11 protein-coding genes are annotated in these 14,045 nt (G+C 66.1%); 7 read left to right on the top strand and 4 right to left on the bottom strand.

Annotated features, from left to right (window positions below):
* The 3 genes from cobN to VGL01_RS21885 all read left to right on the top strand — a co-directional run.
* On the top strand, positions 1-3,610 hold a 3,610-nt coding region (gene cobN / locus VGL01_RS21895), incomplete at its 5' end, for a cobaltochelatase subunit CobN (protein ID WP_331573107.1).
* Positions 3,607-4,686, top strand: coding sequence for an ATP-binding protein (locus VGL01_RS21890; RefSeq protein ID WP_331573105.1), 1,080 nt, complete (start codon positions 3,607-3,609; stop codon positions 4,684-4,686). The genes cobN and VGL01_RS21890, both read left to right, overlap by 4 nt.
* A gap of 194 nt (positions 4,687-4,880) precedes the next feature.
* The gene (locus VGL01_RS21885) at positions 4,881-5,363 is read left to right on the top strand and encodes a vWA domain-containing protein (protein ID WP_331573103.1); all 483 of its coding nucleotides are present in this window, start codon (positions 4,881-4,883) and stop codon (positions 5,361-5,363) included.
* Between the two features lie 19 nt (positions 5,364-5,382).
* Here the strand turns inward: VGL01_RS21885 and cobJ are convergent, their stop codons facing one another.
* Genes cobJ through cobG form a run of 4 tightly spaced genes read right to left on the bottom strand, consistent with a single transcriptional unit; the run spans position 5,383 to position 9,971 of the window.
* Positions 5,383-7,155, bottom strand: a complete 1,773-nt coding sequence (cobJ, locus tag VGL01_RS21880; protein ID WP_331573101.1) for a precorrin-3B C(17)-methyltransferase — start codon at positions 7,153-7,155, stop codon at positions 5,383-5,385.
* Positions 7,143-7,874 (bottom strand): precorrin-2 C(20)-methyltransferase, encoded by a 732-nt coding sequence (locus tag VGL01_RS21875; RefSeq protein WP_331573099.1) that lies wholly within the window; start codon positions 7,872-7,874, stop codon positions 7,143-7,145. Before VGL01_RS21875 ends, cobJ begins: the two co-directional genes overlap by 13 nt.
* Positions 7,874-8,500 (bottom strand): precorrin-8X methylmutase, encoded by a 627-nt coding sequence (locus VGL01_RS21870; RefSeq protein WP_331573097.1) that lies wholly within the window; start codon positions 8,498-8,500, stop codon positions 7,874-7,876. Before VGL01_RS21870 ends, VGL01_RS21875 begins: the two co-directional genes overlap by 1 nt.
* Positions 8,493-9,971, bottom strand: coding sequence for a precorrin-3B synthase (cobG, locus tag VGL01_RS21865; RefSeq protein WP_331573095.1), 1,479 nt, complete (start codon positions 9,969-9,971; stop codon positions 8,493-8,495). Before cobG ends, VGL01_RS21870 begins: the two co-directional genes overlap by 8 nt.
* 153 nt (positions 9,972-10,124) lie before the next feature.
* Here cobG and cbiE point away from each other — a divergent pair, with 153 nt between their 5' ends.
* The 4 genes from cbiE to cobM are packed head-to-tail and all read left to right on the top strand — an operon-like array spanning position 10,125 to position 14,040.
* Positions 10,125-11,435 carry a precorrin-6y C5,15-methyltransferase (decarboxylating) subunit CbiE gene (cbiE, locus tag VGL01_RS21860; protein ID WP_414720323.1) on the top strand — a complete coding sequence of 437 codons (1,311 nt, stop codon included), beginning with the start codon at positions 10,125-10,127 and terminating at the stop codon, positions 11,433-11,435.
* Positions 11,428-12,531, top strand: coding sequence for a cobalt-precorrin-5B (C(1))-methyltransferase (locus VGL01_RS21855; protein ID WP_331573093.1), 1,104 nt, complete (start codon positions 11,428-11,430; stop codon positions 12,529-12,531). Before cbiE ends, VGL01_RS21855 begins: the two co-directional genes overlap by 8 nt.
* Positions 12,528-13,256 carry a cobalt-precorrin-6A reductase gene (locus VGL01_RS21850; RefSeq protein WP_331573091.1) on the top strand — a complete coding sequence of 243 codons (729 nt, stop codon included), beginning with the start codon at positions 12,528-12,530 and terminating at the stop codon, positions 13,254-13,256. The genes VGL01_RS21855 and VGL01_RS21850 overlap by 4 nt, the downstream gene beginning before the upstream one ends.
* 58 nt (positions 13,257-13,314) lie before the next feature.
* Positions 13,315-14,040 (top strand): precorrin-4 C(11)-methyltransferase, encoded by a 726-nt coding sequence (cobM, locus tag VGL01_RS21845; protein WP_331573089.1) that lies wholly within the window; start codon positions 13,315-13,317, stop codon positions 14,038-14,040.
* Positions 14,041-14,045: the final 5 nt, after the last annotated feature.

Raw genomic sequence — 14,045 nt, 5'->3', positions numbered from 1 at the left:
TGCGCGCGTGATCGTCGTCGATCACCTGGGCGGCGAGGCGTATTGGCCGTACGGCATCGAGCGGCTCGTCGAACTGGCCCGGCGCCGCAAGCAAGTGCTCGTCATGTTCTCGGGCGATTTGCAGGAGGACGAGAACCTCGTCGCGAAAAGTACCGCCGATGCCGCGTTCACGCGGCTGCTCTGGCGTTACCTGCGCGAGGGCGGCCCCGGCAACGCGCAGGCGTTCCTGCGCGCGATCGGCTGGCATGCGTTCGGGTGGGGAGGCGAGCCGCCGCCGCCCGCCGCATTGCCGGCCGCGTCGCTCTATCATCCTTCGCACGACACGCCGAGCATTGCCGAATGGCAGGCGCGTTGGCGAGCGGGGGCGCCCGTCGTCGCCATCCTCTTTTATCGGGCGCATTTGCAGGCAGCCAACACGGCGGTGTTCGATGCATTGATCGAGGCGCTCGAGGCCCTGCAATTGAACCCCTTACCGATCGCGGTGACCTCCTTGAAGGATGAGGTGAGCCGCGATGTGGTCGGGCGGCTTTGCGAGCAACACGATGCCGCACTCGTGTTGAATACGACGGCGTTTGCAGCCTCCACCATCGACGATCCCGAACCGATGGCAATCGCCGGCGATGCGCCCGTCATGCAGGTCATCCTGAGCGGCAGCAATCGCGACGACTGGCTCAAGGACAATCAAGGACTGCATGCACGCGATATCGCGATGCATGTCGCACTGCCCGAGGTCGACGGTCGGATCATCACGCGCGCGGTCAGCTTCAAGGGGCTCGCGTATCGCTGTCCGCATACCGAAGTGGATGTCGTGCGCTATCAGCCCGACGCCGGGCGCGTTGCGTTCGTCGCCGAGCTGAGCCGCCGTTGGTGCCGGTTGCGCGGTATCGACAATGCAGAGAAAAAGCTTGCGCTCGTGATGGCCAACTATCCGACGAGCGAAGGCCGTATCGGCAATGGCGTGGGGCTCGATACGCCGGCTTCGGTGGTCTCCATCCTGTCGATGCTGCGCGACGAGGGCTACGCTCTGGCCGCGTTGCCGGAAAACGGCGATGCGCTCATGCACACGCTCACGCAAGGTGTGACGAACGAGCCTGCTGTCCGGGACTTGCGTCCTGCGCTGCAGAGCTTTGCGCTCGAGGACTACCTGGCGTGCCTGGCGGCGTTGCCGGCCGAGGTGCGCGAGGCGTTGAATACGCGGTGGGGGCCGCCCGAGCATGACCCGACGATCCGGCGAGGGCGCTTCATGATCGCGGGATGGCGGTGCGGGAATGTCTTCGTCGGCATTCAGCCCGCGAGAACGCGCGAAGCCGGCGATTATGCGAGCTACCACGATGCAGAGCTCGTTCCGCCGCATGCGTATCTGGCGTTCTATTTCTGGTTGCGCGAGCGTTTCGGCATCGACGCCATCGTCCATGTCGGCAAGCATGGCAATCTCGAATGGCTGCCGGGCAAGAGCGTGGCGTTGAGCAATACATGCTGGCCCGATCTCGTGCTTGGGCCGATGCCGCATCTTTATCCGTTCATCGTCAACGATCCGGGCGAGGGCGCGCAGGCGAAACGGCGTGCACAGGCCGTGATCGTCGATCATCTGATGCCGCCGCTCACGCGCGCCGAAAGCTATGGACCGCTGCAGGACCTCGAGCGGCAAGTCGACGAGTACTACGACGCGTTGATGGTCGATGCGCGGCGCGCAAAGCTGCTGCGTCGGACGATTCTCGCGACCATCGTCGAACACCGGTTGCATGAGGAACTGAGCATGGCCGAGCCGCGCGGCCAGGACGATGAAGACGCGCTGCTCACGCGCGTCGACACGTGGCTGTGCGAACTCAAAGAGGCGCAGATTCGCGACGGTCTGCATACGTTCGGATATTCGCCGCGAGGGCAGCAACGACGCGATACGCTGCTGGCGCTCGGACGCTTTCCCGTGGGCGATGGCCGCGGGGCCAATGCCGGTTTGATCGACGCGCTCGCGCGGGATCTCGGCGTCGCGGATTCATTCGATCCGTTGAGCGCGGAATGGTCCACGCCCTGGACCGGGCCGCGGCCGACGCTGCTCGCTCGGGCGAGCGATGCGCCATGGCGTCACAACGGCGATACCCGAGAGCGGCTCGAACTGCTGGCCGCCGCGCTGTTGAACGGAACGATCGAGCCGGAGGGCAGCCCCGCGGCGTCGGAACCGCTCGCGCAGATCACTTCGCTCGCGGTTCGGGCGGTCTCTTCGGGCGAACTACCGCTCAGTGCACGGGTGCTCGAGCGTCTTTGCGACGACGTGCTGCCGCGTCTCGATGCGTGCGGCCCATCGGAACTCGGGAACCTCAAGCGCGGGCTCGAAGGCCGGTTCGTTCCGCCCGGGCCGAGCGGTTCGCCCTCTCGAGGGCGGCCCGATGTGCTGCCGACAGGCCGCAACTTCTATTCGGTCGATACGCGCGCGATTCCCACGCAGTCGGCGTGGGCGCTCGGACTGAAATCGGCGCGGCAGATGATCGAGCGTCATCTGCAAGACCATGGCGATTATCCGCGTGCGATCGGTCTTTCCGTCTGGGGCACCGCGACGATGCGCACGGGCGGCGACGACATCGCTCAAGCCTTCGCGCTGATCGGCGTGCGTCCGAAATGGGCGCCGGGGAGCCACCGTGTGACCGACTTCGAGATTTTGCCGGCAGGCGTACTCGAGCGTCCGCGCATCGACGTCACGCTGCGCGTGTCGGGCTTTTTTCGCGATGCGTTTCCGAACGTCATGCATCTGTTCGATGCGGCCGTGCAAGCCGTGGCCGAACTCGATGACGAACCCGAGGACGTCAATCCGATACGCGCACGCGTGCTGCGCGAACGCGACGCATGGATCGCTCGCGGCGTCGATGCGGCCGAGGCCCGCGAGCGCGCGGGCTGGCGCGTATTCGGTGCAAGACCGGGTGCTTATGGAACGGGCCTGCAGAGCATGATCGATACGGCGCAATGGCAAAGCGATGCCGATCTGGCCGATGCCTATCGCGAATGGGGCGGCTACGTCTATACGCAAAAGCGTTCGGGCGACGCAGCGCGCGGTGCGTTCGCGACACGGCTCGCTGCGATCGATGTCGTGCTCCACAATCAGGACAACCGCGAGCACGATCTGCTCGATTCGAACGACTACTATCAGTTCCAAGGGGGAATGGCGGTGGCCGTGCGCCATTTCGCCGGCGCGCAGCCGAGCCTTTATCACGCCGACCACAGCAATCCGTCGATGCCGCGCGTGCGGCCGCTCAGCGAGGAGATCGCGCGCGTCATCCGTTCGCGCGTCGTCAATCCGAAATGGATCGAGGGCATCAAGCGCCACGGCTACAAGGGCGCGGCCGAAATGGCGGCGACCGTGGATTACCTGTTCGGCTACGATGCGACGGCCCGCGTCGTCGCGGATCACCAATACGCGCTCGTTTCCGATGCGTATCTGAACGATGCCGGTACGCGCGAGTTCATGCGGCAACACAACCCGCACGCGCTTCACGCCATCTGCGCGCGGCTGCTCGAGGCGATCGGGCGCGGCTTATGGCAAGAACCGGGTGTCCATCGAGCAAGGATCGAGGCCCATCTGCTCGCGAGCGAGCAGCACATCGAAGGATTGTCCCAATGAATGCGTCGCTCCGTTCTCCGATGCCGAACCCTTACCCTTTTGCCGCGCTGATCGGACAGCAGCCGTTGCAGGAAGCGCTGTTGCTTGCCGCGGTCGATCCTGGCATCGGCGGCGTGCTCGTGAGCGGGCCGCGCGGCACGGCGAAATCGACGGCCGCCCGCGCGCTGGCCGAACTGCTGCCGACAGGCCGATTCGTAACCTTGCCGCTCGGTGCCAGCGAGGAGCGGCTCATCGGCACGCTCGATCTCGACGAAGTATTGCGCGGCGGTTCGGTCCGCTTTTCCCCGGGGCTGCTCGCGCAGGCGCACGAAGGCGTGCTTTATGTCGATGAAGTCAACTTGCTGGCCGATGCGCTCGTGGATGCGCTGCTCGATGCGGCCGCAAGCGGGATGAACGTCGTCGAACGGGATGGCGTGTCGCACTCCCACGAGGCGCGCTTCGTCCTTGTCGGCACGATGAATCCCGAAGAAGGCGAACTGCGGCCGCAATTGCTCGATCGTTTCGGCCTCATGGTGGCGCTCGATAACTGCTTCGATTCCGATGTGCGGCAGCGAATCGTCAAGGCGAGGCTCGCGTTCGATGCGGACCCGGATGCATTTCGCGAGCGCTATCGCGGCGATCAGGCGGCACTCGCGCGTCGTGTCGGCGAAGCGCGTGCCGCGCTCGCGCGCTTCGAATTCGACGATGCCGTTCATGCGGCGGTCAGCGAACGTTGCGTGGACGCGGCGGTCGACGGGATGCGCGCCGACCTCGTCATGCTGCGCGCGGCGCGTGCGCTCGCGGCACTCGAACAAGCGGCCGAGGTGACGGTGCAACACGTTGCGCGCGTGGCCGATTCAGTGCTGCGGCATAGGCAGCGGGAACGCGCAGCGCCCGAGCAGGCGGCTCCGAACGATATGCCGCGTGGACACGGTGCGGCGCAAGGTTCGGATCGATCGACTGGAGCCGATCGACAGGATAACGATCACCGTCAGGATGCGACCGGCGATTCGGACGATTTCGGCTATCTTCCGCCGGAGACGACCGGGATGATTGGCGTCAAAAGTGTAGTGCCGTTCGCCGTAAAAAAACGCTGAGCCATCGAAAAGGCGCCACCGCGCATCTGCGCAACGGTTTTCGATGGCTCGAGGGCGCCGGTTTTGCTTCGCGTCGCGCGACGATGCCGCAAGGCGGCACGCGTGTAGCGTGGCCACAGACGCTCGCGCACAAGCGCCACATGCCTTTGCGGGCGGCGCACCTTCGCTTCGCAAGGAACGAATCGACGGGTGGCGTGCTGCACTGTTTCGTGCTCGATTGCTCCGCGTCGATGCTGCGCAACGAACAGCTCGCGCTGGCGAAAGGAATGCTCGTTGCCTGCTTCGACCGCGCGGCGGCAGCAGGGGCCGAAGTGGCGCTGATCTGCTTCGGCGGTACGCGTGCCGACCTGCGCTTCGGGCCCGCCGTGCCGCGCTGGTGGAACGAGCGATGGCTGGCGCCGGTGGCCGGCGGCGGTGCGACGCCGCTCGGCCACGGCATGGCGACGGCTGCGCGGTTGCTCGACAATCGACGCCGGCGCAAACCAGGGCAGCAACGCGTGCTCTGGCTGATCACCGACGGTCGGACCGAGGAGCGCGCCGCGAGACCGCCGGCAGCGGACGACATCGTGCTCGTCGACTGCGAGCGCGCGATACCGGCGCTCGGACGCTGTGCCGAGTTGGCGCGCGCATGGAATGCGGCTTACACACGGCCCGAAGACCTGATCGTTCAAACGTGAGAGCGCGTGCGAGCGCGTTTCAGTCTTCGTACCAGCGAGGCGTATAGATCCATTCGCCTCCATCGCTCCGAGGCACGGCACGCGTCATCGTCGATCCGACGATGACGGTCGTGCGCATATCGACTTGTTCACTGCGTAATTCACCGAGCGTCGTCGTGACGAGTGCCGCGCCGGGGCGGCCCACATCGCGTCCCAGCACGACGCGCGTATCGGGCCGGCGGCAACTGCGCACGATCTCCAGGGCTTTGTCGAGTTGCCACGGACGAGCCCGCGAGATCGGGTTGTACATCGCGATGACGAGATCGGCTTCGACCGCGTGGCGCAGGCGGTTTTCGATGACTCGCCACGGTTTGAGGTTGTCGGAAAGGGAGAGGACGCAGAAGTCGTGACCGAGCGGTGCGCCCGCTTGCGCCGCGGTGGCCATCGCGGCCGAGATGCCCGGCACGATGCGAATCTCGACGGTGGCCCAGCGCGGATCGTCGGCACCGTCCAGCGCCTCCATGACGGCTGCCGCCATCGCAAAGACACCCGGGTCGCCCGACGAGACGATCGCGACGCGTCGCCCCGCGCTCGCGAGTTCGAACGCATGGCGGGCGCGTTGCAATTCCTCGCGGTTATCGCTGCCATGCACGCGTTGGTGAGTGCCGAAGGGACCCGCCAGCCGGAGATAGGTCTCGTAGCCCAGAATGTCGGTGGCTTCGGCAAGCGCCGCACGGGCCGCGGGTGCCATCAGCTCGGCGCAGCCGGGGCCGAGCCCGATCACGTCGACTCGGCCGCGTGCCTGACCGAGTGAGCCGACATCGATCGGCTCGGCGCCGACGGCGAGCGCGATACCGTTCGTGTGCGTCAGCTGCTCGTGTTGAATCCGCAGGGCGGTGTGCAGCAGTTGTAATGCGCGCTCAGCCGAAGCGATTCCACTGCCGGCTTCGTCGTTGTTCGCGCAACGATCTTGTGCGATACCGATGCGCCCGGGCCCGGTATCGATGAAACGCAACGGGACATTGAATTCAATCGCCGCTTGCTCGAGCGCCGTTTCGCCGATCCTATCGATGGGTGCGAGCAGCGCCGCCAACGACACGGGAGCGAGCCCGTTTGCCTCCATTGCTTCGCGAACGCGCTCGGCGGCTGTTTCCGCTGGGCCGTCGATGGCTGCGACGACGGCATGCGGATGGATGACGAGATCGCTTCCGCCCGATTCGACGATACGCGGCGTGACGCGAACGGCATGTCGTGCCGACTCGTCCTTCGGGAGCTGGGCAGCATCGAGCCAGGGCGCGTCGCCGTCGATACGCACGCTTGCGCCGGCGAGCAGATCGGACACGAAGCGCTTGCCTTCATCGAGGCTGGCCAGTGTGTAGCCGCTCGGTGGATTTAGCAAACACGTGCCGAAACGCAGTTCGCCGCTCGTGGTGATGGCCGGTGCCACATCGAGCGCCCGAGCGATTTCGCGCGCCAATACGTTGACGCCTGCCAGGCCGCCAAGCAGCGGCACGACGGCGCTGCCATCCTCCGCGACGGCCAACACCGGCGGCTCGACGCCCTTGTTGGCGAGCATCGGCGCGATGCAGCGAATGACGATGCCCGCGGCGCACAGCGCGACGATAGGCGTACCGGTCGAATAGAGTTCGCGCAGGTGCGCAGCGAGTTCGCTGTAGGCCACGTCGCCTGTGGCACGACCTTGCAGTGCGTGAATTGCTGCGCCCGGCAACGCTGCTTGTAGACGGCGTGCCGTCGGTAATGCACTGGGCCCGAGCACGACGATTGCGGGCGGCGTCGAGGTCAACCCTGCCATTTTTCCCCCGGTACGACGAGCAGCGAAAAATAAGGCGACGCCATCGGATCGACTTCCGCGAGCGGCACGATGCGCTGATTGGCCATCGTCGCGCGCTCGACATACAGGGCGCGCGCGGCCAGTCCGAGTTCTTCGAGCACGCGCCGCACTTTGTCGAAGTTGCGGCCCAGCTTCATGATGACGGCCGCATCGGCATCGGCCAACCGGCGCCGCAGTTCCTCCTCGGATAGCACGCCGGACAGCACGGAGAGACTCTGATTGCGATAGACGAGCGGCGCGCCGAGCACCGCCGCGCCGCCCAGCATCGAGCAGACACCCGGCACGACTTCGACGTCGAAACGCGGCGCGAGGCGATCGTGCAGATACATGTACGAGCCGTAGAAGAACGGATCGCCCTCGCAAATGACGGCCACGTCGCGGCCCGCATCGAGATGGCTCGCGACGATGGCGGCGGCCGTGTCGTAGAAATCGGCGATGATCGCTTCGTATGAAAGCGGCGGCGGGAGTGTTTCCGTCGTGACGGGATAGACGAGCGGTTCGCGCCGTTGCGAATCTCGCAGATACCCTTCGACGATCCCGAACGCATTGCCCTTTTTTCCTTTGGCGACGAAATACGCGACGACAGGCACCGCTTCGATGAGGCGCAGCGCTTTGAGCGTCAGAAGCTCCGGGTCGCCGGGGCCCACGCCAATCCCGTAAAGCCGTCCTCGCTGGGCCATTACTCGATCTCCGAAGCCAGTGCGTTGACCGCTGCCGCTACCATCGCGCTGCCGCCGCGCCGGCCGGCGACAGCGACAAACGGCACGCCGCGACTGTCGGCCGCCAGCATCGCCTTCGATTCGGCCGCGCCGACGAAGCCCACGGGAAAGCCGAGAATGAGCGCGGGCCGGGGCGCTCCTGCATCGAGCATTTCGAGCAGACGAAAGAGGGCCGTCGGCGCATTGCCGATCGCGACGATGCTGCCGGCGAGGTGCGGGCGCCACAATTCGAGCGCGGCTGCGGAGCGCGTATTGCCGGTCTCGCTCGCCAGCACCGGCACGGCCGGGTCGTCGAGTGTGCAGATGACGGCGTTCGCTGCCGGTAGCCGCGCGAGCGTGATGCCATTGGCGACCATGCGCGCGTCGCAGAGAATCGGTGCGCCGTGCGCGAGTGCCGCCCGCCCGGCGGTGCCCGCGCCCGCGGAAAACCGCAAGTCGTCGACGATATCGACCATCCCGCATGCATGAATCACGCGCACAGCGAGTTTTTCGAGGTCGGCCGGGATGCGCGAAAGATCGGCTTCCGCCCGTATCGTCGCGAATGATTCGCGGTAAATGGCTTGGCCGTCGCGAAGGTAGTCAAGCATGGGGATCGGATCTCCGTGCTGCCGTGCCAAGCGCGACGGCAGCTTCTTCGATGGTGAGATGGGTGGCGATGCGGCGTCCGAACCGCCGCGCGGCAAGCGCGTCGTCGGTCGATGAGGCGATGCGCGCGCTGCGTGCGGGTTCGTTTTCGCCGTCGAGATCGGGAGGCACCGAACGCCGGTACAGATCGTAGCGGCCCCGTTCGACTGCCAGCAGCGTATAGGGCGCGCAATGAGCCGCGGCGCATGACCGGACGCAGCCGCTCAAATGCACTTCGACGTCGTCCGGCAGCAGGGCAGCCAGCGCGAGTGCATCGGCTTTCGTATCGGCGTGGCTCTTCGAACAACCTGGCGATCCCGCGCAGGCGATCGTGCGTGCGAGCGGATGTGCGGCGTCGCGCAGCAAACCGACGGCATCGAGACCGGCTTCGACCCTGCTTACGGCTTCGGAGGCGATGTCGGTCAGCAGCACGCTTTGCCATGGCGTCATGCGCACTATGCCGTCGCCGCAGTCTTGCGCGAGCCGCGCGAGTCCGCGCAGCGTGGCCGGATCGATACGTCCGAGCGCGGGCTGCGCGCCGACATGCCAGAACCCGCGCGTGCGCTGCTCATGGGCACCGAATCGCAAGCTCGGCTCGGCTGGCGTGCGCCGCCATGCGCTCACTGCCCGGTCGTCGCCGTTGCGGACCGGACAGGCGACGTGGGCATGCAAGCGGTCCAGAAACGCGTCGATGCCGCACCGTGCAAGCGTCTCACGCAGACGCGTCTCGTGCGGCTCGGCCAAGTCGAGGAATGTCTCGATCAGAGCGCGGACGAGCGCCGGGACATCGACATCTCTTACGGCACCTATGGCGCAGCGCTGTTCGGTCGAGGGACGGCCTGCAAGGCCGAATGCAAACCAGGCTTGGGCATCTTCAGGGGGCATCGCACAGAGCCAGATGTCGTGCGAGTGATCGAGCACCGCCAGCCGTTCGCCGCCGTCGAGCAACAGAGCGAACTTCGGAGAAAGCGCCGCGAAGCGCGGCGCGTACTGCAGCATGTTCAGGATTTCGCGCGCCAGCGGTCTCGTATCGTACGACGCATACGCGTCACGGCCGGCGCCTGGATTCGTCATCAGATTGCGGACATCGTCGGCGGCTGCGAGCCGCTGGCCCAGTGCAACGTCACGAGCGATATCGCCGTCTTCCCCCGCCTCGCCGAGTTGCGGGCCGAGGCGCGCCCGCAGCAGTCGCTCGATGAGCGCGGACGCTTCGCCCGAACGCACGCCACGCAGTTGCAGGTTCGCCCGGTTCGTGAGTTCGATGATGCCCGATGCGTGCGTTTCGGCGGCATCCGCAAGGGCAAATGCCTGATCGGCGCGCAGTTCGCCGCAAGGCAGCTTGACGCGACAAAGCCCCCCGTCGCGCGCGTCGACGATGCGGGACAGGGCAGGACAGGCGGAAAGCCTTGGGGGCGTGGACGAAGCGTGACTCAAGGGCAGGGCAGCGTTAGCGTCGCGCGGCCATCGGGGGCGTCGGAAGGGCGCGCAGACGGCACCGGGGCGCCGGCGAAGCGGTATTATGCCCCTTTTCGCGACGACTACGAAGCTGCCGCAGCGTGGGGCGCGAACAGGATCGATCGAGCAGCGATGAAAAGGGAAGAGGCGGTGCCGTGGCTGACTGTCGTCGGCATCGGCGAAGACGGATGGGCAGGGCTCGGCCGCGCCGCGCGGCGAGCCCTGCTCGATGCTGACATCGTAATCGGCGGCGAGCGCCATCTCGCCATGCTGCCGAGGCGAATCGCGGCGCACCGCGAGGCATGGCCGCGGCCGTTCGACGTTGCGCCGTTGCTCGCGTTTCGCGGCAAGGCCGTATGCGTGCTGGCGAGCGGGGATCCCATGTTGTTCGGCGTGGGCGGCACATTGTCGAAGCTGCTCGATAGCAGCGAATGGCATGTGCTGCCGGCGCCGTCTTCCCCTGCACTCGCCGCCGCGCGCCTGAACTGGCCGCTGCAGGAAATCGAGGTCGTTTCGCTCGTCGGTAGGCCACTCGCGGCGCTCAATGCACATCTTCGCCATGGGGCGCGCATTGTCGTATTGAGCCGGGATGGCGAATCGCCTGCGGCGCTCGCGGCTTTGCTCGCCGAGCGGGGCTTTGGCGCTACGCGCATGATCGTGTTCGAGCGTTTGGGCGGCCCTCGGGAAACACGCTTGGAGTTGCGGGCCGATGAGTGGCAACCCTGCGAGGTCGCCGCCCTGAATCTCGTTGCGCTCGAATGCCGCACAGGGCCCAACGGACGCTCGCTGCCGTTGACGATCGGTTTGCCCGACGAGGCCTTTGCCAACGACGGGCAACTGACCAAGCGCGACATACGTGCCATGACGCTCGCGCGCCTCGCACCCGCGCGCGGCGAATTGCTGTGGGACGTGGGCGCGGGTTGCGGCTCGATCGGCATCGAATGGATGCGCTCGCATCCGTCTTGCCGCGCGATCGCGATCGAAAGCCACCCGCAGCGGCAGCGCTTCATCGTTCGCAACTGCGAGGCACTTGGCGTGCCGTCACTGCAACTGATAGAGGGCAGCGCGCCGCAGGCGTTGACGGGGCTACCGGCACCCGACGCCGTCTTCATCGGCGGCGGCGTGACAGTGCCCGGCGTGCTGGAAGCGTGCTGGGCAAGTTTGAAGCGTGGCGGCCGGCTGGTTGCGAACGCTGTGACGCTTGAAGGCGAGGCTGCGCTCGTGGCATGGCGCGCGCGCCATGGCGGCGCGCTCACTCGCATTGCGCTCAGCGAGGCGAGGCCGCTCGGCGCGTTCGACACCTGGCGTTCAGCGTTGCCGATCACATTGCTCGAAGTGACGAAGCCGCTTGCCGATGCGCCAGCCGGCGGCGGTCATGGCATCGACGAGCGCGACGGCAAGAGCCAAGGCGATACGGCCAGCAGGGAAGAAGGCGATGCGTGACGAAACGCCGGAAGAGCCGCGGGCGCTGCGAAGCGGCTATACGACAGGCAGTTGCGCCACGGCGACTTCGCTTGCCTCAGCCCGCCTTCTGCTTGCCGGCAGCATCAGCGACGTCGCGGAAATCGTTCTTCCGAAAGGGCGGCGCGTGCCCATGCCGCTCGTCTTTTGCCGCTTCGTGAACGGGCTCGACGCAAGCGACGGCGCCGAGGCCGGCACGATCAAAGATGCGGGCGACGATCCCGACGTGACGCATGGAGCCGTTATATTCGCGCGCGTGCAACTGAGCGAAGCACCGGGTGTGCGCTTTCACGCCGGCCCGGGCGTGGGCACTGTCACGCGGGCCGGTCTGCCGGTGCCGGTAGGCGAGCCGGCGATCAATCCAGTGCCGCGCGCAATGATGACGGCGCATCTCGTCGAGCTTGCCGCCGATCATGGGTACCGCGGCGGATTCGAAGTGACGATCGGTGTGGAAGGCGGCGAGGCGCTCGCATTGAAGACGATGAATCCCCGGCTCGGCATCGTCGGGGGGCTTTCGATTCTGGGCACCACGGGCATCGTGCGGCCGTTTTCGTGCTCCGCTTATATCGCATCGATCCATCAAGGTATCGACGTGGCGCGCGCGAACGGATATGTGCACGTTGCCGCTTGTACGGGTAATGCGAGCGAAGATGCCATGCGTAAGCGCTATGGGCTGCCTGACATCGCATTGATCGAAATGGGCGATTTCGCTGGTGCCGTGCTCAAGTATCTGCGCCGCGCGCCCGTCGAGCGGCTCAGCCTGTGCGGTGGGTTCGGCAAGCTCAGCAAGCTCGCGGCAGGCCACCTCGATCTTCACAGTCGACATTCGAGCATCGATCTCGCGCAGCTCGCCCAATGGGCCGCCGATTCGGGTGCCGATGCGGTGCTGCAAGCGCAGATACGCGTGGCCAATACGAGTCAGCAAGCGTTGGCGCTGTGTCATGCCAAGGGCGTCCCGCTCGGAGATATCGTCTGCCGCCATGCGTGCGAAGTTGCGCGGGGCATCGTGCCGCCTGAAGTCGCCGTCGAGACCTTTGCGATCGACCGTCAAGGGTGCATCGTCGGGGAGGCGCGGTGAGCCTGCGCATCCTGTTGCTCGGGGGAACCGGCGATGCTTTGCGCATCGCGCGTGGCTTGCCTGCCGGGCACGTCTACAGCTTGGCCGGACTCGGGAAAGTGCCCGACGATTTGAAATGCGAAGTGCGCATTGGCGGTTTCGGCGGCAGCGCGGGGCTTGCGCGGTATTTGACCGAAGCGGGCATCGGCTTGCTCGTCGATGCGACGCATCCTTACGCCGCGCAAATCAGCGCAAATGCAGCGGCGGCAAGCCGCGCTGCGCAGGTGCCGTATTGGGTGTTGCGGCGTGCGCCGTGGCAACCTCGTGCGGGCGACGATTGGCGCATCGTCGGCGATTGGGCTCAGCTCGTTGCGGAACTGACGCCGTTCGCCCGGCCGCTCTTCACGCTGGGGCGCGAGCCGCTCGCGCATCTCGACGAGATCCCGGAGCACCAGTATTGGACGATACGATGTCTCGATGCGCATCCGGGCAATGCCCGCGCATGCGTCGTCGATGCGCGAGGTCCGTTCACACTCGATGGCGAGCGGGCATTCTTCGCCGCGGTCCGCGCCGATGTTGTGGTGAGCAAGAATAGCGGTGGCGGGGCGACCGAGGCCAAGCTCGAGGTGGCGCGCGAGCTTGGGTTGCCCGTTGTCATGCTCGGGCGTCCCGCATTGCCCGATGCCGATCGAGCGTTCGACGATCCTTGCACGTTGCTCGATGCCCTCCTTGCGCCATATGAATAACCGTAGCTACGCGCATAACGGTATCGAATGCATTTCCATGAATGACGGAGTGGTGTAAATGACGGTGTTTTTTATCGGTGCCGGCCCCGGCGATCCCGAATTGATCACGGTCAGGGGGCAGCGCCTCGTGCGCAGCTGTCCCGTCGTGCTGTATGCCGGTTCGCTCGTACCCGCCGCGGTGTTGGACGGCAATACCGCGGAGCGGGTCGTGAACACGGCCGAGCTCGATCTCGACGCCATCGTCGCGCTGTTGGAGGAAGCCCACCGTAAAGGGCAGGACGTGGCTCGCGTGCATTCGGGCGATCCGTCGCTCTACGGCGCGATCGGTGAACAGATCCGGCGCATCCGGTTGCTTGGCATTCCTTACGAAATCGTGCCCGGTGTGACCGCGACGGCAGCCTGTGCCGCTGCGCTCGGGTGCGAGCTGACGTTGCCGAATATCTCGCAGACGCTGATTTTGACGCGCTATGCGACGAAGACGGCCATGCCCGAGGGCGAACGCCTGGGCGATCTGGCGCGCCACCGCGCGACGATGGCGATTCATCTCGGCGTGCGTCATCTGGCGCGCATCGTCGAGGAACTGCTGCCGCACTACGGCGCCGATTGCCCGATTGCGGTGGTTTATCGTGCGAGCTGGCCCGACGAGGAACGCGTGATAGGTACGTTGGCCGATATCGTCGAACAGGTACGGCAAACCGATATCGAACGCACGGCATTGATTCTCGTGGGAGAGGTGCTGAACGCGGAAGGGTTCGCCGATTCTTCGCTTTATGCGAAAGGATAGGCGCT

Origin of the sequence: Trinickia sp., from assembly GCF_036503415.1 — a bacterium.
Classification (GTDB): Bacteria; Pseudomonadota; Gammaproteobacteria; order Burkholderiales; family Burkholderiaceae; genus Trinickia.
Note: the sequence above shows the minus strand (reverse complement) of the source record. Positions and strands in the feature narration are given on the sequence as shown.

Coding starts and splice junctions, on each gene's coding strand:
- cbiE (WP_414720323.1), top strand. CDS start 10,125: ATGAAAAGGGAAGAGGCGGTGCCGTGGCTGACTGTCGTCGGCATCGGC.
- VGL01_RS21870 (WP_331573097.1), bottom strand. CDS start 8,500: ATGCTTGACTACCTTCGCGACGGCCAAGCCATTTACCGCGAATCATTC.
- VGL01_RS21875 (WP_331573099.1), bottom strand. CDS start 7,874: ATGGCCCAGCGAGGACGGCTTTACGGGATTGGCGTGGGCCCCGGCGAC.
- cobJ (WP_331573101.1), bottom strand. CDS start 7,155: ATGGCAGGGTTGACCTCGACGCCGCCCGCAATCGTCGTGCTCGGGCCC.
- cobM (WP_331573089.1), top strand. CDS start 13,315: ATGACGGTGTTTTTTATCGGTGCCGGCCCCGGCGATCCCGAATTGATC.
- VGL01_RS21890 (WP_331573105.1), top strand. CDS start 3,607: ATGAATGCGTCGCTCCGTTCTCCGATGCCGAACCCTTACCCTTTTGCC.
- VGL01_RS21855 (WP_331573093.1), top strand. CDS start 11,428: ATGCGTGACGAAACGCCGGAAGAGCCGCGGGCGCTGCGAAGCGGCTAT.